Source organism: uncultured Roseovarius sp., assembly GCF_913054395.1.
GTDB lineage: Bacteria > Pseudomonadota > Alphaproteobacteria > Rhodobacterales > Rhodobacteraceae > Roseovarius.
The window spans coordinates 1-24,903 of record NZ_CAJXIP010000043.1 but is presented as its reverse complement, the minus strand read 5'-3'; the positions used below and the strand labels follow the sequence as shown (position 1 = coordinate 24,903).

General features: G+C 60.0%; 29 protein-coding genes and 1 tRNA gene. 10 read left to right on the top strand and 20 right to left on the bottom strand.

Going from position 1 to position 24,903, the window contains the following annotated elements:
• Both QZ522_RS08220 and nth read right to left on the bottom strand, forming a co-directional pair.
• On the bottom strand, positions 1 to 365 hold a 365-nt coding region (locus QZ522_RS08220), incomplete at its 3' end, for a PfkB family carbohydrate kinase (protein WP_294609620.1).
• Positions 362 to 1,006 (bottom strand): endonuclease III, encoded by a 645-nt coding sequence (nth, locus tag QZ522_RS08215; protein WP_294609617.1) that lies wholly within the window; start codon positions 1,004 to 1,006, stop codon positions 362 to 364. The genes QZ522_RS08220 and nth, both read right to left, overlap by 4 nt.
• Positions 1,007 to 1,158: 152 nt before the next feature.
• On the opposite strand from nth, the gene QZ522_RS08210 reads away from it, so the two are divergent.
• Positions 1,159 to 1,998, top strand: a complete 840-nt coding sequence (locus QZ522_RS08210) for a bifunctional helix-turn-helix domain-containing protein/methylated-DNA--[protein]-cysteine S-methyltransferase (protein ID WP_294609614.1) — start codon at positions 1,159 to 1,161, stop codon at positions 1,996 to 1,998.
• Between the two features lie 129 nt (positions 1,999 to 2,127).
• A complete protein-coding gene (locus QZ522_RS08205; protein ID WP_294609611.1) occupies positions 2,128 to 2,787 on the top strand; it encodes an OmpA family protein in 660 nt (219 codons plus the stop codon).
• 73 nt (positions 2,788 to 2,860) lie between these two features.
• Here QZ522_RS08205 and QZ522_RS08200 read toward each other — a convergent pair whose 3' ends face one another.
• From QZ522_RS08200 to QZ522_RS08180, 5 genes are all read right to left on the bottom strand, one after another.
• Positions 2,861 to 3,214, bottom strand: a complete 354-nt coding sequence (locus QZ522_RS08200) for a hypothetical protein (protein ID WP_294609608.1) — start codon at positions 3,212 to 3,214, stop codon at positions 2,861 to 2,863.
• Between the two features lie 101 nt (positions 3,215 to 3,315).
• Positions 3,316 to 3,391: transfer RNA gene (locus QZ522_RS08195), tRNA-Thr, on the bottom strand.
• A gap of 45 nt (positions 3,392 to 3,436) precedes the next feature.
• Complete coding sequence (locus QZ522_RS08190; protein ID WP_294609604.1) at positions 3,437 to 4,912, bottom strand: heme biosynthesis HemY N-terminal domain-containing protein; 1,476 nt, start codon at positions 4,910 to 4,912, stop codon at positions 3,437 to 3,439.
• Positions 4,913 to 4,931: 19 nt separating this feature from the next.
• Positions 4,932 to 6,122 (bottom strand): hypothetical protein, encoded by a 1,191-nt coding sequence (locus QZ522_RS08185; protein ID WP_294609601.1) that lies wholly within the window; start codon positions 6,120 to 6,122, stop codon positions 4,932 to 4,934.
• 48 nt (positions 6,123 to 6,170) lie between these two features.
• Positions 6,171 to 6,896: a uroporphyrinogen-III synthase gene (locus QZ522_RS08180; RefSeq protein WP_294609598.1), complete on the bottom strand. Its 726-nt coding sequence runs from the start codon at positions 6,894 to 6,896 to the stop codon at positions 6,171 to 6,173.
• Between the two features lie 72 nt (positions 6,897 to 6,968).
• On the opposite strand from QZ522_RS08180, the gene tsaD reads away from it, so the two are divergent.
• From tsaD to QZ522_RS08160, 4 genes are read left to right on the top strand one after another with little or no spacing between them, the layout of a single operon-like run.
• On the top strand, positions 6,969 to 8,066 hold the full coding sequence (gene tsaD / locus QZ522_RS08175; RefSeq protein ID WP_294609595.1) for a tRNA (adenosine(37)-N6)-threonylcarbamoyltransferase complex transferase subunit TsaD: 1,098 nt from the start codon (positions 6,969 to 6,971) through the stop codon (positions 8,064 to 8,066).
• Positions 8,063 to 9,019 carry an NAD(P)H-dependent glycerol-3-phosphate dehydrogenase gene (locus QZ522_RS08170; RefSeq protein ID WP_294609592.1) on the top strand — a complete coding sequence of 319 codons (957 nt, stop codon included), beginning with the start codon at positions 8,063 to 8,065 and terminating at the stop codon, positions 9,017 to 9,019. Before tsaD ends, QZ522_RS08170 begins: the two co-directional genes overlap by 4 nt.
• Positions 9,019 to 9,288 carry a YciI family protein gene (locus QZ522_RS08165; RefSeq protein ID WP_294609587.1) on the top strand — a complete coding sequence of 90 codons (270 nt, stop codon included), beginning with the start codon at positions 9,019 to 9,021 and terminating at the stop codon, positions 9,286 to 9,288. Before QZ522_RS08170 ends, QZ522_RS08165 begins: the two co-directional genes overlap by 1 nt.
• A 3-nt stretch (positions 9,289 to 9,291) precedes the next feature.
• Positions 9,292 to 9,711 carry an EVE domain-containing protein gene (locus QZ522_RS08160; protein ID WP_294609585.1) on the top strand — a complete coding sequence of 140 codons (420 nt, stop codon included), beginning with the start codon at positions 9,292 to 9,294 and terminating at the stop codon, positions 9,709 to 9,711.
• 209 nt (positions 9,712 to 9,920) lie between these two features.
• On the opposite strand, the gene QZ522_RS08155 is transcribed toward QZ522_RS08160, so the two are convergent.
• Genes QZ522_RS08155 through ectA form a run of 4 tightly spaced genes read right to left on the bottom strand, consistent with a single transcriptional unit; the run spans position 9,921 to position 13,688 of the window.
• Positions 9,921 to 11,369, bottom strand: a complete 1,449-nt coding sequence (locus QZ522_RS08155) for an aspartate kinase (RefSeq protein WP_294609582.1) — start codon at positions 11,367 to 11,369, stop codon at positions 9,921 to 9,923.
• 46 nt (positions 11,370 to 11,415) lie between these two features.
• Positions 11,416 to 11,808, bottom strand: coding sequence for an ectoine synthase (locus tag QZ522_RS08150; protein WP_294609579.1), 393 nt, complete (start codon positions 11,806 to 11,808; stop codon positions 11,416 to 11,418).
• A 3-nt stretch (positions 11,809 to 11,811) separates the two neighbouring features.
• On the bottom strand, positions 11,812 to 13,104 hold the full coding sequence (gene ectB / locus QZ522_RS08145; protein WP_294609576.1) for a diaminobutyrate--2-oxoglutarate transaminase: 1,293 nt from the start codon (positions 13,102 to 13,104) through the stop codon (positions 11,812 to 11,814).
• 53 nt (positions 13,105 to 13,157) lie between these two features.
• The gene (gene ectA / locus QZ522_RS08140) at positions 13,158 to 13,688 is read right to left on the bottom strand and encodes a diaminobutyrate acetyltransferase (RefSeq protein ID WP_294609573.1); all 531 of its coding nucleotides are present in this window, start codon (positions 13,686 to 13,688) and stop codon (positions 13,158 to 13,160) included.
• 234 nt (positions 13,689 to 13,922) lie between these two features.
• Here ectA and QZ522_RS08135 point away from each other — a divergent pair, with 234 nt between their 5' ends.
• A complete protein-coding gene (locus QZ522_RS08135; RefSeq protein WP_294609571.1) occupies positions 13,923 to 14,399 on the top strand; it encodes a MarR family transcriptional regulator in 477 nt (158 codons plus the stop codon).
• A gap of 74 nt (positions 14,400 to 14,473) precedes the next feature.
• Here the strand turns inward: QZ522_RS08135 and QZ522_RS08130 are convergent, their stop codons facing one another.
• From QZ522_RS08130 to QZ522_RS08120, 3 genes are all read right to left on the bottom strand, one after another.
• On the bottom strand, positions 14,474 to 14,815 hold the full coding sequence (locus QZ522_RS08130; protein WP_294609568.1) for a DUF2853 family protein: 342 nt from the start codon (positions 14,813 to 14,815) through the stop codon (positions 14,474 to 14,476).
• A gap of 198 nt (positions 14,816 to 15,013) precedes the next feature.
• Positions 15,014 to 16,402 (bottom strand): adenosylhomocysteinase, encoded by a 1,389-nt coding sequence (gene ahcY / locus QZ522_RS08125; protein ID WP_294609565.1) that lies wholly within the window; start codon positions 16,400 to 16,402, stop codon positions 15,014 to 15,016.
• Between the two features lie 70 nt (positions 16,403 to 16,472).
• Positions 16,473 to 16,787, bottom strand: a complete 315-nt coding sequence (locus tag QZ522_RS08120) for a hypothetical protein (protein WP_294609562.1) — start codon at positions 16,785 to 16,787, stop codon at positions 16,473 to 16,475.
• Positions 16,788 to 16,944: 157 nt separating this feature from the next.
• Here QZ522_RS08120 and QZ522_RS08115 point away from each other — a divergent pair, with 157 nt between their 5' ends.
• Both QZ522_RS08115 and QZ522_RS08110 read left to right on the top strand, forming a co-directional pair.
• Positions 16,945 to 17,865: an FkbM family methyltransferase gene (locus QZ522_RS08115; RefSeq protein WP_294609559.1), complete on the top strand. Its 921-nt coding sequence runs from the start codon at positions 16,945 to 16,947 to the stop codon at positions 17,863 to 17,865.
• 35 nt (positions 17,866 to 17,900) lie between these two features.
• On the top strand, positions 17,901 to 18,494 hold the full coding sequence (locus tag QZ522_RS08110; protein WP_294609556.1) for an HD family hydrolase: 594 nt from the start codon (positions 17,901 to 17,903) through the stop codon (positions 18,492 to 18,494).
• A 4-nt stretch (positions 18,495 to 18,498) separates the two neighbouring features.
• On the opposite strand, the gene QZ522_RS08105 is transcribed toward QZ522_RS08110, so the two are convergent.
• From QZ522_RS08105 to cysQ, 5 genes are all read right to left on the bottom strand, one after another.
• On the bottom strand, positions 18,499 to 19,530 hold the full coding sequence (locus tag QZ522_RS08105) for a glycosyltransferase family 2 protein (protein WP_294609553.1): 1,032 nt from the start codon (positions 19,528 to 19,530) through the stop codon (positions 18,499 to 18,501).
• A 35-nt stretch (positions 19,531 to 19,565) separates the two neighbouring features.
• The gene (gene galE, locus QZ522_RS08100; RefSeq protein ID WP_294609550.1) at positions 19,566 to 20,549 is read right to left on the bottom strand and encodes a UDP-glucose 4-epimerase GalE; all 984 of its coding nucleotides are present in this window, start codon (positions 20,547 to 20,549) and stop codon (positions 19,566 to 19,568) included.
• Between the two features lie 22 nt (positions 20,550 to 20,571).
• The gene (locus tag QZ522_RS08095) at positions 20,572 to 21,465 is read right to left on the bottom strand and encodes a UTP--glucose-1-phosphate uridylyltransferase (RefSeq protein WP_294609547.1); all 894 of its coding nucleotides are present in this window, start codon (positions 21,463 to 21,465) and stop codon (positions 20,572 to 20,574) included.
• 138 nt (positions 21,466 to 21,603) lie between these two features.
• Positions 21,604 to 22,404: a manno-octulosonate cytidylyltransferase gene (locus tag QZ522_RS08090; protein WP_294609544.1), complete on the bottom strand. Its 801-nt coding sequence runs from the start codon at positions 22,402 to 22,404 to the stop codon at positions 21,604 to 21,606.
• 1 nt (position 22,405) lies between these two features.
• On the bottom strand, positions 22,406 to 23,203 hold the full coding sequence (cysQ, locus tag QZ522_RS08085; RefSeq protein WP_294609541.1) for a 3'(2'),5'-bisphosphate nucleotidase CysQ: 798 nt from the start codon (positions 23,201 to 23,203) through the stop codon (positions 22,406 to 22,408).
• A 118-nt stretch (positions 23,204 to 23,321) separates the two neighbouring features.
• Here cysQ and QZ522_RS08080 point away from each other — a divergent pair, with 118 nt between their 5' ends.
• On the top strand, positions 23,322 to 24,143 hold the full coding sequence (locus QZ522_RS08080; protein WP_294609537.1) for an ABC transporter permease: 822 nt from the start codon (positions 23,322 to 23,324) through the stop codon (positions 24,141 to 24,143).
• On the opposite strand, the gene QZ522_RS08075 is transcribed toward QZ522_RS08080, so the two are convergent.
• The gene (locus tag QZ522_RS08075) at positions 24,140 to 24,742 is read right to left on the bottom strand and encodes an alpha-ketoglutarate-dependent dioxygenase AlkB (protein WP_294609532.1); all 603 of its coding nucleotides are present in this window, start codon (positions 24,740 to 24,742) and stop codon (positions 24,140 to 24,142) included. The genes QZ522_RS08080 and QZ522_RS08075 overlap by 4 nt on opposite strands.
• Positions 24,743 to 24,903 lie beyond the last annotated feature (161 nt).

The following is a 24,903-nucleotide window of genomic DNA, read 5'->3' as shown; positions in this document are numbered from 1 at the left end:
GGCGACACGAAAATCATCGACCGCGAGGTGGGCCCCTCGCCACCGTCCACCGGTTCGTTGACGAATGTCGTACCCACAGAGGTCAGGCTTGAAGCATAATACCGGCCCAATTCGTCATCGCGCACCCGCCCGATAAAGGCCGTCGACAGGCCAAGCGCACCCAGCCCCGCAATCGTATTGGCCACCGAACCGCCCGGCATCTGAGTGCGGTTTTCCATCGCGCCATAGAGGAACTCGCCGCGCTCTTCGTCGATCAGCTGCATGACGCCTTTGTCGATGCCCATCCGCGACAGAAAGCTGTCATCGCATTGGCTGATCACATCGACGATGGCATTTCCGACACCGACGGCCTGGTATTTTGTCATAGGTTCTTGTCCTCGAATTCACATAAGTCACGAATGATGCAGGTGGCGCACAGGGGCTTGCGCGCCTTGCAGGTATAGCGCCCATGCAGAATGAGCCAGTGATGCGCATGAAGCTGATAATCGGCGGGCACATTGTCTTCGATCGCGCGCTCGACAACGTTCACATCCCGCCCCGGACAGATGCCGGTGCGATTGCCGATCCGAAAGATATGGGTATCCACCGCCTGTGCGGGCATGCGCCACCACATGTTCAGCACCACATTGGCGGTCTTGCGCCCCACCCCCGGCAGCGATTGAAGCGCCGCACGCGAATTGGGCACCACGCCGTCATACTCCTCGACCAGTATTTTCGACAGCTTCATCACATTCCTGGCCTTGTTGCGATAAAGGCCAATGGTCTTGATATGCTCGATCAGGGCCTCTTCGCCAAGATCCAGCATCTTCTGCGGCGTATCGACGATCTTGAAAAGCTCATGCGTCGCGCGGTTCACCCCAACATCGGTGGCCTGCGCCGAAAGCGCAACCGCAACCAAAAGCGTATAGGCGTTGACATGGTCAAGTTCGCCCTTGGGTTCGGGATCGGCGGCGTGGAACCTGCCAAATATCTCTCGGAGACTGTGATAATCAAGTTGCGCTGCCATGCAGGCCTTTTGCCGCAAGCCCCCGCCCCGCGCAATGGGCGTGACCCGACTGCGCCCTATTTTCTGCGCAAGAGCGGCGCAAAGAATGCGCAATATCCGGGTCGCGCGCGGCGGACATGCTGTTTATCCTGTTTCAAACGGAAGGACGTTCAATGGATAGCAAAGCACCCGATCAGGCCTATCATTTCCACGTCATGCGGCGGGCCATCGACCTGATTGATCGGGGCGACGAGGCATTGCCGCTTGACCGACTGGCCGGTGAAATGGGCATGAGTGCCGCGCATTTTCAGCGGCTGTTCTCGGCCTGGGTCGGTGTGTCGCCCAAGCGCTATCAGCAATATCTGACACTTGGCCATGCCAAGACCCTGCTGGCGAACCGCTTTACCACACTAGAGGTCGCAGGTGCCGCCGGGCTGACCGGAACCGGGCGGCTTCACGATCTTTTCCTGCGGTGGGAAGCGATGAGTCCCGGCGAATTCGCGCGCCAGGGCGAAGGCCTTACGATCTATCACGGCTGGTTTGAAAGCCCCTTTGGCGACACCCTTGCAATGGGCACCGACAAGGGGCTTTGCGGGCTCGCCTTCACCGAGGAGTGCGGCCGCGACGCCGCCTTTGACGATCTCTCGGGACGCTGGCCCAGGGCCAGTCACGAACACGCCCCAGAGCGGATCGCAGCCTGGGTGAGCGCCGCCTTTGCCGGCAAGGGTCAGGCCTCGCTTCACATGATCGGCGCCCCGTTTCAGATCAAGGTCTGGGAGGCGCTTCTTCAGGTGCCCACCGGCCATGTCACCACCTATTCCGAAATCGCCCAGGCCATCGGCAGCCCCCGCGCGGTGCGCGCGGTCGGCACGGCGGTCGGGCGCAATCCGGTCAGCTTTTTGATTCCCTGTCACCGGGCCTTGCGCAAATCAGGCGCACTTGGCGGATATCATTGGGGCCTGCCGGTGAAGCGCGCCATGCTGGCGTGGGAAAGCGCGCGCGCCGAAGTCTGACGTACATCGCAGTATGCGCGAAATGCCGCTTGTTTCCCCCCTCATCGGCCTTGGGCGCAGGCGTGTTATTGCATATCATCGCCACAAACCCGACTGATCGGGAAGTTTTAACCATAAGGCGACTGTAAAATGATCCGAGCACGTAAACCCCTTCTGCTTCTTTCCGGCGCATCCCTCCTCTTGGCCACCGCCTGTACCGATCCGGCGCAGGTCTCGGGCACCGACCCCAACCAAAAGACCAAGCAAGGCGCGCTTTTGGGCGGCGTCATCGGCGCGGGCGTGGGTGCGCTTGTCAGCGACAAAAAGGGCAAGGGCGCCGTCATCGGCGGGATCCTCGGTGCCGCAGGCGGCGCGGCCGTCGGCAACGCACTTGACAAGCAAGAGGCCGAATTGCGCCAGCAGCTTGATAATGACGTTCAGATCACCAATACCGGTGACCGTCTTATCCTGACCATGCCGCAGGATATCCTGTTCGATGTCGACAGCACCACGATCTATCCAAGCCTGCGCGGCGACCTGCTTACCGTGGCGCAAAGCCTGAACAATTACCCCAACACCACCGTTCAGGTCGTCGGTCACACCGATAGCGACGGCGAGGCCGCCTATAACCAGCGCCTGTCGGAACGCCGCGCCAATGCCGTGGCCGATGTTTTGTTTGAAGGGGGCGTACCATACTCGCGCGTGCGCACCTTTGGCCGGGGCGAAGATCAGCCGGTCGCGTCCAACCTGACCGCAGAGGGCAAGCGCCAGAACCGCCGGGTCGAGATCGTGATCCTGCCCAACGCCTAAATCCCGATCTCGGGCAAAGTCATTCCCCCGGTGCGCCTGTCGCGCCGGGGGTTTTCATTGCGATGCCCGCCCCTCAGGACGAGCGGAAAGACGACTTATAGGCCGCCGAAGCTTTGTAATAGTCGTCAAACGCAATCCGGCGCCGCAGTTCGACAAAATCCATCAGCATCGGATCGCGCGGCTTGTCCCCGGCCAGGGCCTCAAGCGTGAGGGTCATCGCCTGCATCGCCGCCGCCATGAGCGTCAGGGGACAGGCAGCAATCGCATAGCCGATCTCGCCAAGCTCGGCATGGCTAAGATCCGGAGTTTCGCCCCCCTCGACGATATTGGCCATTTTCGCCCCCGGCAGGTCGGCACAGACGCTCCGTATTTCCGCCACCGTCTTGGGCGCTTCGACGAACAGGATATCGGCGCCCAGGCGAAGCAACGACCATTCGCATTGATGGGCTCTCTGTGACAAACACGGATTTGGCCTATGCTATGCGCACACGCAACTTAGGCAGGTGTCTAATCTTATTGGCTTATTAGTGGTGCCGCTGAAGGGACTCGAACCCCCGACCCCATCATTACGAATGACGTGCTCTACCAGCTGAGCTACAGCGGCCCCGTGTGGCGGCGCTATAGCATCGCGCAAAAATCGGGGAAAGACCTATTTTTCGGCTTTTTCCTCTTCACCCTCTTCGACGATTTCGGCGTCCATCACGATGTCATCCTCGTCATCAGGCGTATCTTCGGCTTTCTGCTCCTCAGGCACCCCGACAATCAGTGGCAGCATCTCAAGGCCGGTCGGTGTTGTCATTGCCGTATTCGGCGGCGCGGTCCAGCTCAGGGTGTCAAACGACTGACAATTTTCACAGGCAGGTACCCATTCGGCGTGGATGTGATGACACTTTTCACAAACCCATTGCGGGCCGCGTGGCGCCGACAAGGCACGCGCCAGCCAGCCTTTGACAACCGCGTCGGACGCGCCTTCGCCCCGTTCCACGGCGGCCATGATGGTCAGCGCGCGGGCATCCGGCTCGACCTCGGCCAGATCGCCAAGCGCACGGCGGGCACCGGGAAAATCCTCGGCGGCAATGTTCAACTCTGCCTTGAGAAGCTTGGTTTCACGGTTCTCGGGATGCACCTTGAGCAGCTTGGCAAAGCGTTTCAGGCGCTCTTGCGGGGTCTCGTCAGGCTCGATTGCGGCAAAGGCCGCCGCAAGATCGGGATGCGGATGCACCAGCCAGGCTTTGTTGAGCACCCGCAGCGCATTGCGCTTGTTGCCCTGTTCGATATAGCCGCGCGCCGCCAGAACCGCCGCCGGGATAAGATCGGGCGACAGGCGATTGGCCTCGATCGCCGCTTCGCGGGCCTCGATGGTCTTGCCCTCGTCAAGTACATCGCGGGCCTCGGACAAGGCCAGAACCGCATCGCGGCGCTTGTGCACGTCGCGCGGCAAACTGCCGTATTTCAGCTTGGCATTCAGGGTCTCGCGCGCGCCCTTCCAATCGGATGTCTGCGCCTGCAATTCCAAAAGCGTATCCTGCACCTCGGGGTGGCGCGGTTTAAGAGCAAAGGCACTTTGCGCAAGCTTCAAAGCGGTGTCGGTATCGCCCTCGGCGAGCTTTTGGCGCAGGATGCCCCGGATCCCGACAAAGCGGGTTTTATCGTTCTGTAGCAGGCGTTTGTATACTTCTTCCGCCTTGCGTCGATCACCCGACATCTCGGCAGCCTGCGCGGTGATAAGATTGGTCAACGCGGGCTTGCGCAGGTATTTCTCGGCGCGGGCGGCCTTGGTCATGGCGATAACGCCTTCGCCCGAGGCCAGGGCCAGAATACCTTCGGACAGGGCGCGATAGCCTTTTTCCTGGCGGTTGCGGTCAAAATATCGCGACAGGGCGGTTTCATCGCCATTGATGAATTTCAGAATCGCGACAAGAACGCCCGCCAACTTCATGACAAGCCAAATCGCCAGCACCAGAACCACCAGAGCCATGACGGCCTTGAGAGGCGTCAGGTTGATCTCGTACCCGGCCATGACGATGCGCACACCGCCTTCAAGGTCCAGAAGATAGCTTGCCCCAAGGGTCGCGGCAGCAACAAGTGCAATGAAAACAAAAACCTTTATAATCGACCAAAGCATGACGCCCGCCTTTTCTAGCTTAATTCAATGTTCCGGCCACCGCCTCTGCGGCAGCCAGAGCTTCTTTGCGGCGCGCGACCTGTGTGGCCCAATCGCTCAGCTGGTCTTTTGCCACATCGGGCAGTGTTTCGATCTCGGCCAGAGCATCGCCGAACCGGCCCTCGCCGGCGGCGGCCTCGATCCGTGACAGCACTGCATCGGGATCATCGCCTTCGCGCGGCAAAAGAGAGCGCACGCCAAGCTGGTCCTTGAAAAAGCTGCCAATGCCTGCACTGCCCTGACCGCTTTGCGCCCGCGTCGCCGCCAGGGCGGCACGCGCGGCGCCTGGGAAATCATCCATCAGCGCGGGCATCGTCGGCACACCGGACTCGGCGACATCGGCCAATGCACCCGGCACCTCGACACCGGTGCTGCGCAAGTCGGCCAGTGCTGCCGTGAAATCGCTGCCACTGTCGAGCGCGGTCAAAATCCGGGTCATTGCGGCCCGGCGCAGGGTTGCAATCGCGCCCTGCTGCGCCGCGGCCTCCTGCGCCTGTGCTTCGGCGCTCAGCGCCTCGATCTCGGCGCGCTGTGCATCCATCGCCGCGCGCAATTTCTCTAGCTCAGCAACCGGAACGCCACCGCCAGCCGGGGCTGTGGGGCGGCTTTCAAGCGCGCTTATCCGGCTTTCAAGCTTTGAAACCTGCCCGGTCAGCGCGGTCAGGGTTTCGCCAAGCCCGGCGATCTCATCCGAACGATCCGGCGGAACGGAAAGCCCGTCAATCTGGGCGTTAAGCGCATTGATCCGCTGATCCTGCGCACCAAGGCTTTGTTCAATCCGCGCCTCAAGAGTGCCATCACCCGTTGCAAACCATGCCTGGGGCAAAACATAGGGCGCGGCCAGCGCGCCGACACCCGCCGCGACGATCCCGCCAAACACCATCGACCAGAACCCACCCTCTCGCACGACGACCTGTTCGGTGGTCACAACCGACGAGGGTTCGCTTGGCGGCTCTTGATCGGGCGCGGCCTCGGGCTCCGGCTCGGCCGGTTCATCGGCGTCGCTTTCTGCCATATTCAGTGCACCAGATTCATCGCCGGTCTCTGGTGCGCTGTCATGGTCGGGGCTCGGATCTTCTGACGTGGGCTCAACATCGGGGGTGGTATCGGTGCTTTGCGGCGTCTGATCCGCGTCGGCCTGATCCTTTGATGTCTTCTTTTTTTCAGCCACGTCACACCACCTTTTCGAATCTTGTGATCCACATCTGTACGCCTGACCTTACTTCGCGGGGTTTAGACCCTCAAGCCGCTTGACCAGATCACAGATCACAATCAAAACACCATCCGCGTCAGGGGTTTGCGCGATTTCCACCAGTTGCGCCTGTCCTGCTGGCACCGCATCGGCGGCGTTGCTACTAATCGCCGCGACAAGGATGGGCGCCACAGCCCCCCTGGCACGCTCAAAGAAGGCCTGCGCACTGCGCGGAGACATCAAGGGTACGATCACCGGGGCCTCTTTCGCCAAAAGCGCCTGCGCCTGATCACTGAGGGGCATGTCGACCTGCCTGTAGACGACCGCCTCTTTCGCGATCCGGACTTGTTGACGAAGGCCACCGGAAATATCGCTCGCCACATGTTCGCCGCGCAGGTGCAGGAACGGCCCCTCTACCCCATCCGCGGCGATCCGCGCCAAAAGAGCATCCACATCGCTGCCCGCCGAAATCGCGCGCAATCCGGCGCGACGTGCGGCCTCGGCGGTGGCATCGCCCACCGCGTAGCAGGTAAAATCGCGCCGCTCTGTCAGGCGGCAGAACCCGGCAACCCCGTGGCGCGAGGTAAAAACAAGCACGTCATCGCCACCAATATCCGGCAAGGCCCCGCCATAGTCGATCCGCATCAGCGGCGCACGCAAGATCACGACCTTATCCCCAAGACGCGCGCCAAGCTGATCGGCAAAGCGTGTCGCGGCGGGTTCGGGCCGGGTGATCAGGATCGTCACGGTCATCTGCTGTCCAGAGTTGTTGCCTGACAGATAAGGTGTTACCTGCCTCGCAAGTTTCACGCAACGGGCAGGGTAATGTCAAAACCGTTGATCCTTCTGGGCCTTGAAAGCAGCTGTGACGACACCGCTGCCGCTATTGTGCGCATTGCGGCCTCGGGCGCACCCGAAATCCTGTCTTCCGTTGTCTTCGGCCAGACCGCACTTCATTCCGATTTCGGTGGCGTGGTGCCGGAAATCGCCGCCCGCGCGCATGCCGAAAAGCTTGATCTTTGCGTGCGCGACGCCCTTACGCAATCGGGCGTGGCGCTGCGGGATCTGGATGCGGTGGCGGTCACCGCCGGGCCGGGGCTTATCGGCGGGGTGATCGCCGGGGTGATGTGCGCCAAGGGGATCGCGGCGGGGGCAAACCTGCCGCTTGTCGGGGTGAACCATCTGGCAGGGCATGCCCTGACGCCGCGCCTGACCGATCAGATTGCCTATCCCTACTTGATGCTGCTTGTCTCGGGCGGGCATTGCCAGTTTCTTATCGTGCGCGGTCCGGATGATTTCACCCGGCTTGGCGGCACCATTGACGATGCCCCCGGCGAAGCGTTTGACAAGACCGCCCGGCTTTTGGGCCTGCCCCAGCCCGGCGGTCCCGCAGTCGAGCGCGAGGCGCGTTCGGGCAACGCCACCCGCTTTCGCTTTCCGCGCCCGTTGTTGGATCGGCCCGGTTGTGATTTCTCGTTCTCGGGGCTGAAAACCGCGCTTTTGCGCAGCCGCGATGCAATTATCGCCGAAAAGTCGGGGCTTACCCCTCGGGACCGTGCCGATCTTTGCGCCGGGTTTCAGGCGGCCGTGCGCGATGTTCTGTCGCAAAAGACCGCGCGGGCCCTTGCCGCATATCTCGATGAATCCCCGGTCACACCGGTTCTGGCCGTGGCAGGCGGCGTCGCCGCCAACGCCAGCATTCGCGCGGGTCTTGAACAGGTCGCCGCCGAGGTTGGTGCGCGGTTCATCGCACCGCCGCTTGCGCTTTGCACCGATAACGCGGCGATGATCGCTTATGCGGGGGCCGAACTATATCTTGCGGGACACCGCGACGACATGACATTGGCCGCCCGGCCCCGCTGGCCGCTGGATCGTAGCAGCCCGGCAATGCTTGGCAGCGGCAAGAAGGGGGCCAAGGCATGATTACCGTTTGTGGCGCAGGGGCCTTTGGCACCGCATTGGCGGTTTCGCTGGCAAAGACTGCGCCGGTGACCCTTTGGGCGCGCGACGCGGCTCACGCAGCCGAGATGCACGCCACCCGCCAGAACGCACGCCGCCTTGCCGGTATTGACCTGCACGATGCCATCACCGTCACCTCCGGGCCGCTACCCGCAGGCAGCGCCCCCTGTCTTTTGGCGGTTCCGATGCAAAAGCTGGGCGGGTTTCTGGAGAGCTTTGGCGACGCCCTTGGTCATCGACCGCTGGTGGCCTGCTGCAAGGGGGTCGATCTGGCAACCGGGCTTGGGCCGACCGGCCTTATTGCGCGCGCCTGCCCCACATCGACCGCCGCCATCCTCACCGGGCCAAGTTTTGCCCGCGATATCGCGCTTGGCCTGCCCACCGCGCTAACGCTGGCCTGCGCGGATGAAGAGACGGGAAAGGCACTTCAGGCGGCATTGACCACACCCAACCTGCGGCTTTATCGCACCACCGACACCATCGGTGCGGAACTGGGTGGCGCACTCAAGAACGTGATTGCGATTGCCTGTGGCGCGGTCATGGGCGCCGGGCTTGGGGAAAGCGCGCGCGCTGCCCTGATGACGCGGGGGTTTGCCGAAATGAACCGCCTCGCCCGCGCCCTTGGTGCGCAGCCGGGCACCCTTGCAGGCCTTTCCGGCTTTGGCGATCTTGCGCTCACCTGTACCTCGGATCAGTCGCGCAATTACCGCTTTGGCCTGAGCATCGGACAGGGCACCGCGTTTGACCCGACCATCACCGTCGAGGGTGCCGCAACCGCGCGCGCGGTTCTTGTCCGCGCAAGGTCGATGGCGATTGACATGCCCATCACCCATGCCGTGACCGCGCTGGTGAATGGTGAATTGCGCGTCGATCAGGCGATGGATATGCTGCTTTCCAGACCATTGAAGGAAGAATGATGCTGATTGCCCTGATTGCCCGTGACAAACCCGGTGCCCTGCAAACCCGCCTAGACAACCGTGATGCCCATATCGCCTATCTCAAATCCACCGGCGTGGTAAGCCAGGCCGGCCCGCTGCTTGATGACGAGGGCAGCATGATCGGCTCGCTGGTCATTCTCGAGGTCGAGGATATGCAGGTCGCGCGAGAATGGGCCGACAATGACCCCTACGCCAAGGCCGGGCTTTTTTCGGGCGTCGAATTGATCCCGTGGAAAAAGGTGATCTGAGACATGCGCTATTGGCTGTTCAAATCCGAACCATCGACCTGGGGCTGGAATGATCAGGTTGCCAAGGGCGAAGCGGGCGAGGAATGGGATGGCGTGCGCAACTATCAGGCCCGCAATTTCATGCGCGAGATGGCGCTTGGCGATCGCGGCTTTTTCTATCACAGCCAAAAGGAAAAAGCAGTTGTCGGCACCGTCGAGGTGATCGCCACCGCCCATCCCGATAGCAAGACGGATGATCCGCGATGGGAATGCGTGGACATCAAGGCGATCGAGGGCGCGAAAACGCCTGTTACCTTGGACATGATCAAGGGCGATCTGCGGCTTGCCGATATGGTTTTGGTGAAAAATTCGCGCCTGTCGGTGCAGCCCGTGACCGAAGAGGAATGGCGGATCATCTGCGATATGGCGGGGCTGACACCCTAGCCCGAAGATCCCACAACCCCAAACGGAGGATGCTGGCCAGAATGCCAACACCCTCCGTCACCCCACGTGCTCCCAAAGCACCACACGTGTAACTGATAAGGTATCGGCCTACTGGCTCGAACACTCTCTATGTACCGCAACGCCGCCTATTTGCCAAACGGCGAATAGCGCAAATATGGCTCAAATTGGCGGCGTCACAGCAGGAAAGTTCAGGCGGCTTTCCGGGCCGTCGCCGCCCCTGCGGCCGAAGGATCGGCAGCAATAAGCGCGTGATGCAGCGCGGCAACCCCCTTGTCCATATCCTGGCTGCCAAGCACGAACTGCACGTCCACATTGCGCGGCGTCTGATGTGCGGCAATCACCGACACCCCGGCATCCTCCAACGCGTTCAACCCGCGGCTCAGAACCCGAAGCCCGGTAAGGTCGCGCCCGATGGCCGATACGATCGACAGGGTGCGCACATTGACCTTGGCAGCGGGATAATGCTCTTCCAGATCACGTGCGACACGGCGCACAGCCTTGAGAGAGGCGTGGATGTAATGCGTGATCGTATTGGCATTGGATGTCTTGGAAATGATCCAGACATTATGGCGACGCAGCGCCTCCAGGATGGCCGCGTCATAGCCTTTGACACCGACCATGTCCTGTTCGAACAACTCAAGCGCCACCACCTTGAGACCAGTCACGATCTCGACATCCGGGGTCTCGGTCGGCTGATCGTCGATCAGGGTTCCGGGATCGCCCGGATCAAACGCATTGGTCACGCGCAGGGCCACATCCGCCTGACGCAGGGTCTTGGCGGCCTTTGGGTGGATCGCCTCCATCCCCATATTGGAAAGCTGATCGGCCACGTCGTAATTGGTATGACCCAACTTGCGCACCGCATCTTCCCCAACCAGGTTGGGATCGGCTGAAGACAGGTGAAACTCCTTGTGGATGATCGCCTCGCGCGCAGAGGTCTGCGCGGCAATATTGGCAAAAGTCACCTCGGAATAACCGCGATCAAACTCGCGCATCAGCCCCTCTGTGCATTGCGCATAGCCGGTGACGATCGGCATTTCGCTGGCAAGATCGACACCCTCAAGACCGCTCGCGATCCTTTCAGACAGGCTGTGTTCCGTATCGTCGCGCCAGCCGCTCAGGTCGATGAAACGCGCATTCACGCCCGCCCGCTGCAACAGCAACGTGGTGACAAAAGCCGAATGTGCCTCGCCCAGCCCCGACAGCAATTCGCGGATCACGAGCATATGATCAGACAGGCGGAAATGACCGTAGGAACACAAGCGTTGCAGGTCGAACAGGCATGAGCGCGCGCCCTCGATCCGTTCACGCACGAACTCATCCGCCATGTTCAGATCGCCCGCATGTTCAAGCACGCCGTGATGGGCCTTGCCCATGGCACGCCCCACCTCGGTTAGCGCGTCAAGCCAGCCGTGATCGTCATCGGCATTGGCAAACAGGGCATAAACACCGGGCGTGCCAGATTTCTTGTGTTCCAGCAACAGGTTGGTGATGCCGCCAAAGGCGGATACCACGAACACACGATGATAGAGTGCCTCACCCGTGCGATCCCCGATGAACAACGTGTCCAGCAATTCGCGAACACGGCTCATGGACGTGCCGCCAATCTTTTCGACGGTATGTTCTGCGATTGTCATGACCTTGGGCCTTTCTGTCTTGGGGCGTGTCGCATATTCGAGGAGCTCAGGCGTCCTCCAGGGCGTAAGAGCCGTCTTCGCGGTGCACCTCGTTGCCGGTAACCGGCGGATTGAACACGCAAGCCATCACAAGCTCTTCTTCGGCGCGCAGGATGTGGCGATCGTGCTTGTCGAGCGCATACATCACGCCCGGCTTGATCTCATGGGTCTCGCCGCTGGCAAGATCGGTGATCGAACCCTTGCCCTGCATGCAATAGACGCTTTCAAAGTGGTTCTTGTACTCGAAGGTGTGCTCCGATCCCGGCTCGAGGAAGGTGATGTGGAACGAAAACCCCATCCCGTCATCGGCCAAAAGCAGGCGCACGCTTGACCACTGTGCGTCCGATACGACGCGGTTGCGGTCGTTTTTGACGATCTCGTTAAAGTCTCTGACAATCATGTGTTACTCCGCTGCGATTTTCTGTGTTGCGTTGATGTCACCGGCCGCATCCTGCAAGATGCGCAGACCCTTGGCAAAGGTATCTTGCGGGGTGGTCAGCGGCGCCAGCACCTTGACCACTTCGTCATTGGCGCCCGATGTCTCGATGATAAGTCCCATCTCGAAGGCCCGCGCACAGATCGCGCCCGCCAGTTCGCCGGATCCGACATTGACGCCCAACATCATGCCGCGCCCGTTCAGCGTGGCACCGGGGATCTCGTCCGCAATCCGTTGCAGGCCCTCGCGCAACATCTCTGCCTTGTCGGCGATCTCGCGCTGAAAGCTGTCGTCTGTCCAGAACTTCTCAATCGCGACGCGCGCGGTGACAAAGGCATGTGTATTGCCCCGGAAGGTGCCGTTATGCTCGGCCGGCCCCCAGATGTCATACTCGGGCTTGATCAAAAGCGCCGCAAACGGAAGCCCCATGCCCGAAAACGATTTCGCCATCGGGATAAGGTCGGGCTCGATCCCCATCTCTTCAAAGCTGAAGAAGGTGCCCGTGCGCCCACAGCCCGCCTGAATATCATCGACAATCAACAAAGCGCCATGCTCGCGGGCAAGCCGCGCGATGCCCTGCATGAATTCGGTCGAGGCGGCGGTAAGCCCACCTTCACCCTGTACCGGCTCGATGATGAAAGCGGCGGGGGCGTCGATCCCGCTTGAGGGGTTCGACAGCATCTCTTCGACAATCCGCAGGCTGTCGATATCCGCGCCAAACGCGCCCTCATAGGGCATGCGCGATACATCGTTCAGCGACACCGGTCCGGCCCCGGCACGTTTGCCGGCATTGCCGGTGCAGGCAAGCGCGCCCAGGGTCATGCCGTGAAACCCGTTGGTGAAGGCGATGATGTTGCGCCGCCCCGTGACCTTGCGTGCCAGCTTCATCGCGGCCTCGACCGCGTTGGTGCCGGTCGGGCCGGTCATCATCACCTTATAGTCCATGCCGCGCGGCTTGAGGATGATATCCTCGAACGCGGTCAGGAAGGCGGCCTTGGCATCGCTGTGCATATCAAGCCCGTGGGTGATCCCGTCGGCCATGATGTGATCAATCAGCGCCTGCTTCATATCGGGGTCATTGTGACCGTAGTTCAGCGACGAACACCCGGCCAGAAAGTCGATATAGGTGCGGCCTTCGGAATCCGTCAACTCAGACCCGGCGGCCTTGACGAACGACTTGGGGAAGCTGCGGCAATAGCTGCGGGCCTCAGATTCACGACGGTTGAAAATAGCAAATTCGCCTGACATGTCAGTCGACATAACGATATCCTTTTCGTGATTTCGGGGGGGGAGAGCGGGCAGGCAGGCCTTGATCAGGCCGCCTTTTTCATCCGCTCCTGAAGGGCCACTGTGACCATGTACTCACTGTCATGCAGGCCCTTGAAGTGTAGCGACTGGGTAAAGTAGGGCGCGCTGGAAAGTTCGCCGTTCTGAAGATTGGCAAACTTGCGGAACAAGGCCCAGCTGGCCGCGTTGTCGCGCGTGATCGTGGTCTGGAGTCGGGTCACGTCCTTGCATTCTTCGCGTGACAGAAGACCGCGAAGCATAAGTGTGCCAAGACCGGTGCCCCGCGCTTTTTCAGATACGGCAACCTGCCATACGAACAGGGTTTCGGGATCGTCAGGCAGCGTATAGCCCGACACCCAGCCCACAATCTCGCCGTCCATCTCGGCCACGACACAGGTATCGCGAAAATGGTCGCATTGCACCAGGTTGCAATACATCGAGTTTTCATCAAGCGGTTTGCACTTCTGGATCAGCTCCCAAATCTCGGCGCCATCCGCAGCAGTGGGCTTGCGCAGGGTGGGCAGGGCTTTTCGAAACATTTCCATCGCATGTCGCATCTGTGCATGACCTCTTTGTTACTTCGACTTGCTAAGTATATCGGATGATCTCAAAAATCAAGGTCTGCCCCAGGAATTCACATTTTATGCGATATTTAGCCTATATCCCTTATTTTAATGACCCCATTGCACTATATTTTTACTTAGCTATTAAAAATATTTGCTCCGGAGGAATTCAAATTGCAATTAAGTGACAGCTTTGCGACCATAACCTCAATCACCAAAGGGGCACGTATGGACCGCACAGACCAAAGCCTTATCGCGTTGCGCCGCATCTTGCGGGCGACTGAAATGTATGGCCGCAAACTTGCCAATGCCGCCGGTCTGACGGCTGTACAATTCAGGGTGCTGCAAATCGTGGCCGAACGCGACAGTTGCACCGCAACCGAGATTGCCAACCAGATGCGCGTGTCGCAGGCAACGGTGACGTCGCTGGTGGACAAGCTCGTCAAGCATGGTGTCGTCGTGCGCGAGAAATCGGAAACCGACCGCCGCCAGACCAATATCGTTATCACCGATGTCGGGCGCGAAACCATCCGCCGCGCGCCTGACGCCCTGCAACAACGCTACGTGCGCAAGTTCGAAGCGCTGGAAGACTGGGAACAGGCACAACTTGTGGCCTCGCTGGAACGGGTGGCCCTGATGCTTGATGCGGAAATGATCGACGCCTCGCCGGTGCTGGATGTAGGCGACTTGCGCAACGCCTCTTAGCGCCCATCAACCGCACAAACGAAAAACGCCCGCCACATCGGGCAGGCGCATTGGTATTGACGCTATGAGGTGGCTTAGCCGTAGACCGCTTCCTTGCCGAAATGCTTGGTCAGCATGTAATAGACGACCGCACGATATTTGTTACGCTCGGATTTGCCGTAAACCTCGATCACCTGCGCAATCGCATCATCCAGCTGCGGACCATCGGCAAGGCCCAGCTTCTTGATCAGGAAATTGTTCTTGACCGTTTCAATCTCGTCCGGCTGGCTGCCGGCCACGGTCGAGGCATCCGCGTTATAGATTGCCGGACCACAGCCGATCGTCACCTTCGTCAGCAGGTCCATATCCGGCTGCATCCCGCACTTGTTGCGCAGGTCGTCCGCATACTGAGCAATCAGATCATCACGCTTTCCCATAAATTCTCTCCCAAATTTTCGGCGCTTTGGCCGCCTATCATTTACCCAAGCCTCCAAACTGAAGCTCTCGGCACGATAACCACAGATAATGCCCGCTCAAAGGGAAAATTCGCGAAATTCTCCCCATAGGCGAAATGCCAACGAAAAACGCCCGCAGACCGTCTGGTCAGCGGGCGTTCGCGCGACTTTTATCCGCGATTAATAGCGGTAATGCTCGGGCTTGAACGGGCCGTCGGGCGATACGCCGATATAAGCGGCCTGCTCGGCATCCAGTTTCGACAGCTTCACACCGATCCGGTCCAGATGCAGACGGGCCACTTTTTCGTCCAGATGCTTGGGCAGGATATAGACGTCGTTCTTGTACTCGTTGCCCTTTGTCCAAAGCTCGATCTGCGCCAGAACCTGATTGGTGAACGAGGCCGACATCACGAAAGACGGGTGGCCGGTGGCATTGCCAAGGTTCAGCAAGCGGCCCTCGGACAACAGGATAAGACGATGCCCGTTGGGCATCTCGATCATGTCGACCTGTTCCTTGATGTTCGTCCACTTGTGGTTCTTGAGGGCGGCAACCTGGATCTCGTTGTCAAAGTGGCCGATGTTGCCGACGATCGCCATGTCCTTCATCTCGCGCATATGTTCGATGCGGATCACGTCCTTGTTGCCGGTCGTGGTGATGAAGATATCCGCCGAGGATACCACATCTTCCAGAAGCACGACCTCGAAGCCGTCCATCGCGGCCTGAAGCGCGCAGATCGGATCGACCTCGGTCACCTTGACGCGTGCACCGGCACCGCGCAGCGACGCAGCAGAGCCCTTGCCGACATCGCCGTACCCCATGACCACGGCAACCTTGCCCGCCATCATCGTGTCGGTGGCGCGGCGAATACCGTCAACAAGCGATTCCTTGCAGCCATACTTGTTGTCGAACTTCGACTTGGTCACAGAGTCGTTCACATTGATCGCCGGGAACGGAAGCTGGCCCTTCTTGTGAAGGTCATAAAGACGATGCACGCCGGTGGTCGTTTCCTCGGACACACCGACGATCTGATCGCGGATCTTGGTAAACCAGCCGGGGCTTGCCGCCATGCGCTTGGCGATCTGGGCCTTGATGACCTCTTCCTCTTCGGAGGCGGGAACTGCGATGACATCCTCACCCGCCTCGGCGCGCGCACCAAGCAGGACGTAAAGCGTGGCGTCGCCGCCATCGTCAAGGATCAGGTTGGGGCCGTCCTCGAACATGAACGACTTGTCCAGGTAATCCCAGTGCTCTTCCAGCGTCTGCCCCTTGATCGCGAAAACCGGGGTGCCGCCTTCGGCAATCGCCGCCGCCGCATGGTCCTGCGTGGAAAAGATGTTGCACGACGCCCAGCGAACATCGGCGCCAAGATCAACCAGCGTCTCGATCAGAACAGCGGTCTGAATGGTCATGTGCAGGCTACCGACAATCCGCGCGCCCTTGAGCGGCTTGGTCGTGCCGTATTCGCTGCGCAGCGCCATCAGGCCGGGCATTTCGGTTTCGGCGATATTGAGTTCCTTGCGCCCGTAGGCCGCCAGGTTGATGTCCTTGACGATGTAATCCTGTGCCATTTCAGGGTGGCTCCTTGCAAACTATTTTGCAGGCCAGATAGCACTCGCCCCCCCATTCAGCAATGCGCGATTACCCCGCCACGCCGTCAAGCCGGGTTTGTGTTGCCGCATTCCAATGCCGGCCGGTCGCCACGATACAGCTCACCCCGTCGGGCCGGGTGATGAAAACGGTAAAACTGCCGCTCTCGGACGAGGTCCAGACTTCCAGCAACTGCTGCGGGTTTTGCAGACCGCCCCCGGTTAGGTGTTCGCGATAGCGGCCCTCAAGCTGTTCGACCAGCGCATCACGCGCAAGACAGGCCAAACCCTGGGCGTGGGCCGGTTGGGGCGGGGCAAGCGCGGCTGCGCCAAAGATCAGAGCCGTAGAACAAAGACGTTTAAACATGGATTCTCTCCTTGATTGGGGGCGTTGGTTCGCCCGGTTTCACACTTTGAATCTGGGCATTGCACACCGATGTTGCACTTAAAATTCCCACACAAGACCGTGCGGCACGCGTGTTTTGGGTTTGCACCCGCCCACCGGCACGCGTACCCAAGCTGGCATGACAAAGACCCGAGAGATCAGCTTTTCAAGCGCCGCTGCCCGCCTGCAATACCTGCTGTTGATGGGCCTGTTTCGTCTTGCCGTGACACGTGCGCTTTACGGGCGCTTTGCACGGGGCCTGGGACAGCTGTTCAACCCGGACAATGCCGTCTTTTTGCGGATCGGCGATGCGCCACCCTATCGTATTGCGCTCAATGACGGCTATTGGACGCGCTTTGCGCTTTACCACCACCCCTATGAACCCGAGGTCGAAGCCGCGCTTGAGGCGGCGCGCGGTCACACATCACTGTTTTGTGACCTGGGGGCGAACAAGGGCTACTGGACCACCCGCGGTGCCGCGATGTTTGCGCGCGTGATCGCGGTCGAGGCCTCTGGCGCGACCTATCGCGACCTTGCACGGAATGCCGATGCCCTGCCCAATGTCGCCCTGCACCGCGCCGCCATTCATGCGCGTTCCGGCGAGACGCTGACGTTTCTCAACACCCACCTAAGCCACGCCTCGGCACGGCTTTTGGGCACCGGGACCGCCGGGCAGGACGACAGGACCGAGACCGTTACGACACTGGCGATCGACGATCTGGTGCCGGCGGGGACCGCCGCCCTGATCAAGCTAGACGTCGAGGGCGCCGAGGTTGCCGCAATGGACGGCGCCGCACGCGCGCTAAAGGACGGCAGCGTTCTGATCTACGAGGATCACGGCAACGATTCCGCTTGCACCCCGAGTGCGCATTTGATCGGGCTGGACAACATGCGCCTCTTTGCGATTGAGGGTGGGGTTATGGCCATGCCCTCGATCAAAGCGATCCGTGCCCTGAAAACCGACCCTTACAAGGGCTATAACTTTCTGGCGGCGCGCGCCGACTCACCCCTTTTGGCCGCGATCATCGAAGGTTTTGCAATGCCCGGCCAAAGCCGCTAGCAAGGTCAAACCCACCACCAACCGGAGCGCTCGACTTGTCCAAACCCCGCGCATGGCAAAAGATGCTGTCAGGCCGCAGGCTTGACCTGCTTGACCCGACCCCGGTCGACATCGAGATCGAGGATATTGCCCACGGCCTTAGCTTTGTCGCCCGCTGGAACGGGCAGACGGTGGGCGATTTCGCCTATTCGGTTGCCGAGCATTCGCTTTTGGTCGAGCGCCTCTTTGCCCGGATAAGCCCGCGCGCAGCCGCAAAATGGCGCTTGGCGGCGCTTTTGCATGACGCACCGGAATACGTGATCGGAGACATGATTTCGCCGGTCAAGAACGCCGTTGGTCCGGGCTATGACGAATTGGACAAACGGCTTGTGGCGGCGATCCATATTCGCTTTGGCCTTCCGGCGACCCTGCCGCCTGCGATCAAGAAACAGATCAAGAAAGCCGACAAGATCAGCGCGTGGATGGAAGCCACGGAAATTGCCGGGTTCACCACAGCCGAGGCCGATCGTTTCTTTGGCAAGCCCGACCCCGAAATGATCGGCGATCTGGCGATTGACCTGCGCCCACCGACCCTTGTGCGCGCCGATTACACTGCCCGGCATCACGCCTTGATCGCCGAAATCGGCTAGCGGGTCACACCCATCCCCCGCGCGACATAAGGCCCATCGACTCGAGCTGGCGCCAGCCGGTTAGGCGGGTCGACTGATCGCACCAAAGATCGGGATCCTGCATCAGGCTGTTGTAATAGGCGTCGTAAAGCGCGCTATTGGCGAAATGTTCCCGGCGCTGTTTTTCATCGCCAGAGCGCTCGACGACGCCCTGAAGAAACTTGGTATGAAGCAACACCCCCGAGGCCGCCTCGCCGCCCGCACAATCATAAACGTGGTTAAGGCGGCGCGGCAAAAGCGAATGTGCCGAGCTTACATAGGCGAAGCGGCGGTTCCATTTGACGAGGGGCACCTTGCCCATTGTCGGCGCGCGCTTTGGTTCAGCCGCGAAAAAGCGCCGCGCCCGCACGCCGCCCTGAATCCACAGGTTTTGCAGGTCAGGCTTGCGACGGATCATGTAATTGCCCGCATCGAACCAGCACAGCGTTTCGAACGGATCGTCGCCCGCGCGATAATCCTGCTCTGACAGGCGCCCCTTGGGATACATATCAAGCATCAGGGCACCAAACGACTGTCGCCCCTGCCGTTCGAGCCAATCGACCAATGCAGGCAAGGGACGGGTATCGTGGTAGGGGTAGATCAGGATTTCGTCGGCATCGAGCGTCAGACACCAATGGCCATGCGCATGCTTCAGTTGAAGCCATGTCAGCCAGTCGACCCCAAAGCGCGACAGCTTGTAACTATGCGCAGTGGCCCAAAGCGACACGTCGGGCTGTTGCGCAAGGAACTCTGCGGTGCCGTCATCGCTGCTGTTATCGACAAACAGGAAATGGCGCACCCCAAGGCCGCGATAGTGATTCAGAAAGTACGGCAGGCGCGCGCGCTCGTTGCGCACGGTGCTGGCGGCCAGGATATCGTCCGGCGCAATGCTTGCGGTGCGGTTCATCACCGGGCTTAATTGTTGGCGCTTGCGAAAGGCGCGCAACAACAACCGGCGACGCTTCCATCGCAACCGATAGGCCATGGCCATGTCGCTAAGCCTGTCCATCCTGCCCATGCCCGTCCTTATCGCACACCCAGACAGCGTCGGCGCTATTTGTCGTAATGTCCAGTTTGATGCCAGCGCCAGGCATCGGCAATCATCTGGCCAAGCGTCGACCGGACCGGCCGCCAGCCAAGCTCTGCCTCGGCGCGGTCCGACCCCGAGACAAGCTTGGCGCTGTCACCGGGGCGGCGTGGCCCCTCGACAACAGGCACCGGGCGGTTGGTGACCGCAGCAGACTGATCAATCACCTCGCGCACCGAAAACCCGGTTCCGGTACCAAGGTTGAAAACCCGGCTGCCCCGGTTTTCCTCAAGCCATTTCAGTCCAAGAATATGCGCATCCACCAGATCGCAGACATGCACGTAATCGCGGATACAGGTGCCATCGGGCGTATCGTAATCGGTGCCAAAGATCGTCAGGGCATCGCGCTTGCCCTCAATCGCGTCAAGCATGAGCGGGATCAGGTGGGTTTCGGGTTGATGAAACTCGCCCACCTCGCCCGCCGGATCACAGCCCGCCACGTTGAAATAGCGAAAGATCACATGGCGCAGCCCGAAGGCAACCTCGAAATCGCGCAGCATATCTTCGATCGCGCGCTTGCTGGCACCATAGGCGTTGATCGGATGCTGTGCGCTAGTCTCGTCGAGGATCACGTTATCCTGATCGCCATAGGTCGCGCAGGTTGAGGAAAAAACAAAGTTCTTGCACCCTGCCTGAACGGCGGCCTGCAACAGGCTTAGCGATCCGGCGACGTTGTTGTGCCAGTAAAGCCCCGGTTCCCGCATGCTTTCGCCAACCTGGCTCAGCGCGGCGAAATGCATGACGGCAACCGGCTGATAGGCGGCGAAAATCTGATCAAGGCGGGCACGATCCGTAAGATCGCCTTCTTCAAACGGCCCGAACTTGACCGCATCCTGCCAGCCGGTGCACAGGTTATCGTAGGTCACCGGCGTATAGCCCGCGACCTTCAACGCCTTGCAGGCATGCGAACCGATATAGCCCGCACCACCTGTCACCAGAATATTCGTCACATTCGGCCCCTTTTACCGCTCGCTATTGGGCGGCCTTCTCCGAATGCACAACATCCGAAATGTAGTTCCATAGATCATCACGCAATTCTGCGCGGGCCAGGGCAAAGGCAACCGTTGCCTGCAAGAAGCCAGCCTTTGATCCACAATCGAACCGCTGTCCCTGAAAGCGAAAGCCGTACACCTCTTCGCCACCTTCCCGCGCGGCATCAATTGCGTCGGTAAGTTGGATTTCACCGCCCGCGCCGGCCTCTTTACGGTTCAGCTTTTGCAAGACCGTGGGTGTCAGAATATACCGCCCGATCACCGCAAGGTTCGAGGGCGCGGTACCGGGGCCCGGCTTTTCAACCATTCCCTTGGTCGACACGATAGAGCCCATGTCATCCTTGATATCAAGGATGCCGTATGAGCCCGTCATGTGATCCGGCACCTCCATGGCGGCCACGATATTGCTCTGGGTTTCCTCGAAGGCTTCGACCATCTGAGCGAGACAGGGCTTTTCGGCCGCAATCACGTCATCGGGCAGGATCACGGCAAAGGGTTCGTTGGCGATAAGGCGGCGCGCACACCAGACCGCATGACCAAGGCCAAGTGGCTTGTGCTGGCGCATATAGGCGATCTCGCCGCTGTCCATGTTGGTCGATTTCAGAATTTCCAGAAGCTCTGTCTTGCCCTTCTTGCGAAGCTCGGCCTCAAGCTGCGGGGCATTATCAAAGTAATCCTCAAGCGCGCCCTTGCCGCGCGAGGTCACGAAGATGAATTCCTTGATCCCCGCCGCGCGGGCCTCGTCAATTGCGTATTGAACCAGGGGGCGATCAACAAGCGTCATGATTTCCTTGGGCACCGATTTGGTCGCCGGAAGAAAACGCGTACCCAGCCCTGCTACCGGGAATATCGCCTTGGTTACTTTTGTACGCATGAGACGTTCCTCATAGTTCTTTATTTACTGCTGTAACAGTCATACACAAAAACCTTCCGCGCTGAATAGGGAATAGCGGGGAAAATTGGCGCCGAACGTGCAGATGGACCACACATTACCGTGTTGGGATCACGCCACTCAGGCCATGCCCATCTCGCTCATCATCGCTTGAATGCGGGGCACATCTTCGGGATTGTTCAACTCCCAGAACTGACGGCCCCGGGCCTCGACCTCGACGCAGAGCACCGACCGGCCACGTTCCAGGAAGCGAAGCTGCTCCAGGCCCTCAAGTGCCTCAAGCGGGCCCGTCTCCCAATCGGCATAAGCGGCAAGGGCGCCGGGACGGTAGGCATAGACACCGACATGATGAAAGACAGGTGTCGGCGCATCGTCATCATAGGTCTTGCCGGTATAGGGGATCACCTCTTTCGAGAAATAAAGCGCGCGCCCACCGGTGCCAAAAACTGCTGTGGTGCCGCCAACCCGGCCCGCCGCGCGGTCCTGAAGAAATCCGTTAAGCGCGCGCCCCTCACAGCGCAGCACGGGGGTTGCCACTTCGGCCTCGGGGTCGGCGCGCAGACCGTTGACAAGGTCTTCGACAAACCAATGCGGCGTCAGGGGGGCATCGCCTTGCAGGTTCACGATAATGTCATACCCGCCGCCAAGGTTTTGCAGGGCCTCGGCACAGCGCTCGGTTCCGTTGCCACAGGTCTTGGAGGTCATCACCACTTCGGCGCCGAACCGTTCGGCCGCAGTCTTGATCTGGTCGTCATCCGTAGCAACGACGACCCGGTCCACGCCCGCCACCTGGCAGGCGGCCTCCCATGAGCGCTGAATCAGGGTTTTGGTCTCGCCGGTGGCGCCGGTCAGGGTCGCTAGGGGTTTCCCCGGATAGCGAGAGGACGCATAGCGCGCCGGGATGACGATCAGAACGCTCACATCAGGCTTCCTTCAATTCGACGGCCGGGGCATAGGCGATGAAAAACGGATTGGCATAGCCGTCTTTGCCATAAACCAGCGGCTGATGATCATCAAAGCGCACCACCCGCCCACCGGCACCGCGCAACACCGCATCACCGGCGGCGGTATCCCATTCCATCGTGCGTCCAACCCGCGGGTACAGATCGGCCTCGCCTGTCGCGACAAGGCAGAATTTCAACGAAGAGCCGGCGCTCTTCATGTCTTTGATGTTGTATTTGTTGATATAATCATCTGTGGCCTGATCCCTGTGGGACTTGGACGCCACCACCATCAGCGCTGCGTTGTCACTCTCCGCGACACGAATCGGCGTGACCTTTCCGGCCTCTGCGGCCGAAAACGGAGCCGCTTCTTCAACCGATGTCCCATCTGCCAACGTGTAGAACATGCGATCGCGGGCCGGCGCATAGACAACGCCACGTGTCGGCACGCCGTTTTCAACCAGCGCGATATTGACCGTAAAATCGCCACGGCGATTTATGAACTCCTTGGTACCGTCGAGCGGATCGACGATCAGGAACGTGTCTCCCTTGACCGCATGCGAGGCCGATTGCTCTTCGGTGACAAGCAATACATCCGGAAAAGCCGCACGAAGGCCCGCCGAGATCAAGGCGTCCGCGGCTTCATCCGCTGCGGTAACCGGACTGTCGTCCGACTTCACCTTCACGTCAAAATCATCGGAATTATAGATTTCCATAATCTTGTCCCCGGCCTCCAGGGCAAGACGCCGGATCACGGCAATCAGCTCATCATAATTCATTTTAAACTCCCCAGGGACCACATGTTGCCACAAAGATTTGCGCTTCTTATGATTGCTTGGCAATGGATCGGCAAGAATTCCATGCGATGTTTGGCATAGCACTGCTGAAATAGAGGTCATGTTTCAATACCGAACCGATAGATCTGCGCTCTCGCGCGCCATAACATTGGGTGAAGTTGTCTTTCACTCGGTTGTGCGGAGCGTGCGGTCGAAGCATAACAATGCCTTCGTGGCGCTCGGAATGAACATCGTGCAATCCGTGATGTTCGTCATGTTCTTCTATTTCATGTTCTCTGTTCTGGGGATGCGCGGCGGCGCCATTCGCGGCGATTTTCTGCTCTACATGATGTCCGGTGTGTTTCTCTTCATGACCCACACGAAGACGCTCGGCGCGGTGGTCGGTGCCGAAGGGGCCTCCAGCCCGATGATGCAACACGCGCCGATGAACACCACCATTGCGATTCTGTCGGCGGCGATCGGCGCGCTATATGTTCAGATACTGTCGATGTTGATCATATTGTTTGCCTATCACGTGGCCTTCACGCCCATTCATATCGAAGAGCCGTTTCCCGCCTTTGGCATGATACTCCTGTCCTGGGCCTCGGGTGCCGCGATTGGTCTGGTGCTCTATGTGCTGAAACCCTGGATGCCAGGTGCAATCGGTATCATTTCAACGGTCTATCAGCGGTCCAATATGCTGTTTTCCGGCAAGATGGTGCTTGCCAACTCCCTTCCGGGCTACATGCTGCCAATGTTCATCTGGAACCCGCTGTTTCACACCATTGATCAGGCCCGCGGCCATATTTTCATCAACTACAACCCCAGGGTCACATGGTGGGAATATACGGCCTGGCTCGCGTTGATCTTTCTGGTGCTCGGGCTGATGGGTGAATTCTACACCCGCCGCGCGGTATCGCTGAGCTGGAGCGCACGGCGCTAGGTCACCACCCGGAGCGTCAGGTTCACACGCCCGCCCTTTGGCAAGAGCCTGGAGGATCCGAACCGGATCCGGTCAACGCCGTGATAGGCCAGCCGGGCCGGACCTCCCATGACCACAACATCTCCGGAGTTGAGCCAGATCGATTCCGTTTTGTCCTTGCGGGATGTTCCGCCGATCCGCAGCAGGCCATCGTCTCCGAGGGACACCGACACCACCGGGTACGAAAAGTCGGCTTCGTCCTTGTCCTGATGCAACCCCATCCGCGCGCCTTCACCGTAGTAATTGAACAGGCAGCAGTCCGGATCCTTGTCGCCCCCAACCAGAGCGGTCCAGATGCGCAGCACCTCGGGCGGAATTTGCGGCCAGGCCTGTCCTGACGGGTGGCGGTCCGCATAGCGATAGCCCTTGGCGTCGCTGAACCATCCAAAACGGCCTGCAGATGTCATCCGAACCGACATCTGCCCTCCGCCGGGCACCTCCGGCGAAAACAGCGGGGCCGCTCGCAGAACCGGCCGGAGCGCGTGAATGAGGGTGCGTTGCACCTCGAGCGGCAGAAATCCCTTGTGAATTTCGAAACCGCGCAGCGTCAGTGGTGCCATTAGCCTAATCTTAACTCTGTTTGTCGCAAAAGCGCTCATATTTGCCTGTAACAGGGCAATCGTGCGGTTGCAGGGGTCATTTTCGCTCCCTATATACGCCGAGAAGCGGTTGGGTGGAGACCCTATCGCAACTGAATCGGGGCCGGAATGCCAAAACGGGT

What these genes read in the sequence shown, in the direction of transcription:
- nth (WP_294609617.1), bottom strand. Translation starts at nt 1,006, where the DNA reads ATGGCAGCGCAACTTGATTATCACAGTCTCCGAGAGATATTTGGCAGG.
- QZ522_RS08210 (WP_294609614.1), top strand. Translation starts at nt 1,159, where the DNA reads ATGGATAGCAAAGCACCCGATCAGGCCTATCATTTCCACGTCATGCGG.
- QZ522_RS08205 (WP_294609611.1), top strand. Translation starts at nt 2,128, where the DNA reads ATGATCCGAGCACGTAAACCCCTTCTGCTTCTTTCCGGCGCATCCCTC.
- QZ522_RS08190 (WP_294609604.1), bottom strand. Translation starts at nt 4,912, where the DNA reads ATGCTTTGGTCGATTATAAAGGTTTTTGTTTTCATTGCACTTGTTGCT.
- QZ522_RS08180 (WP_294609598.1), bottom strand. Translation starts at nt 6,896, where the DNA reads ATGACCGTGACGATCCTGATCACCCGGCCCGAACCCGCCGCGACACGC.
- tsaD (WP_294609595.1), top strand. Translation starts at nt 6,969, where the DNA reads ATGTCAAAACCGTTGATCCTTCTGGGCCTTGAAAGCAGCTGTGACGAC.
- QZ522_RS08170 (WP_294609592.1), top strand. Translation starts at nt 8,063, where the DNA reads ATGATTACCGTTTGTGGCGCAGGGGCCTTTGGCACCGCATTGGCGGTT.
- QZ522_RS08165 (WP_294609587.1), top strand. Translation starts at nt 9,019, where the DNA reads ATGCTGATTGCCCTGATTGCCCGTGACAAACCCGGTGCCCTGCAAACC.
- QZ522_RS08160 (WP_294609585.1), top strand. Translation starts at nt 9,292, where the DNA reads ATGCGCTATTGGCTGTTCAAATCCGAACCATCGACCTGGGGCTGGAAT.
- QZ522_RS08155 (WP_294609582.1), bottom strand. Translation starts at nt 11,369, where the DNA reads ATGACAATCGCAGAACATACCGTCGAAAAGATTGGCGGCACGTCCATG.
- QZ522_RS08150 (WP_294609579.1), bottom strand. Translation starts at nt 11,808, where the DNA reads ATGATTGTCAGAGACTTTAACGAGATCGTCAAAAACGACCGCAACCGC.
- ectB (WP_294609576.1), bottom strand. Translation starts at nt 13,104, where the DNA reads ATGTCGACTGACATGTCAGGCGAATTTGCTATTTTCAACCGTCGTGAA.
- ectA (WP_294609573.1), bottom strand. Translation starts at nt 13,688, where the DNA reads ATGCGACATGCGATGGAAATGTTTCGAAAAGCCCTGCCCACCCTGCGC.
- QZ522_RS08135 (WP_294609571.1), top strand. Translation starts at nt 13,923, where the DNA reads ATGGACCGCACAGACCAAAGCCTTATCGCGTTGCGCCGCATCTTGCGG.
- QZ522_RS08130 (WP_294609568.1), bottom strand. Translation starts at nt 14,815, where the DNA reads ATGGGAAAGCGTGATGATCTGATTGCTCAGTATGCGGACGACCTGCGC.
- ahcY (WP_294609565.1), bottom strand. Translation starts at nt 16,402, where the DNA reads ATGGCACAGGATTACATCGTCAAGGACATCAACCTGGCGGCCTACGGG.
- QZ522_RS08120 (WP_294609562.1), bottom strand. Translation starts at nt 16,787, where the DNA reads ATGTTTAAACGTCTTTGTTCTACGGCTCTGATCTTTGGCGCAGCCGCG.
- QZ522_RS08115 (WP_294609559.1), top strand. Translation starts at nt 16,945, where the DNA reads ATGACAAAGACCCGAGAGATCAGCTTTTCAAGCGCCGCTGCCCGCCTG.
- QZ522_RS08105 (WP_294609553.1), bottom strand. Translation starts at nt 19,530, where the DNA reads ATGGGCAGGATGGACAGGCTTAGCGACATGGCCATGGCCTATCGGTTG.
- QZ522_RS08095 (WP_294609547.1), bottom strand. Translation starts at nt 21,465, where the DNA reads ATGCGTACAAAAGTAACCAAGGCGATATTCCCGGTAGCAGGGCTGGGT.
- cysQ (WP_294609541.1), bottom strand. Translation starts at nt 23,203, where the DNA reads ATGAATTATGATGAGCTGATTGCCGTGATCCGGCGTCTTGCCCTGGAG.
- QZ522_RS08080 (WP_294609537.1), top strand. Translation starts at nt 23,322, where the DNA reads ATGTTTCAATACCGAACCGATAGATCTGCGCTCTCGCGCGCCATAACA.
- QZ522_RS08075 (WP_294609532.1), bottom strand. Translation starts at nt 24,742, where the DNA reads ATGGCACCACTGACGCTGCGCGGTTTCGAAATTCACAAGGGATTTCTG.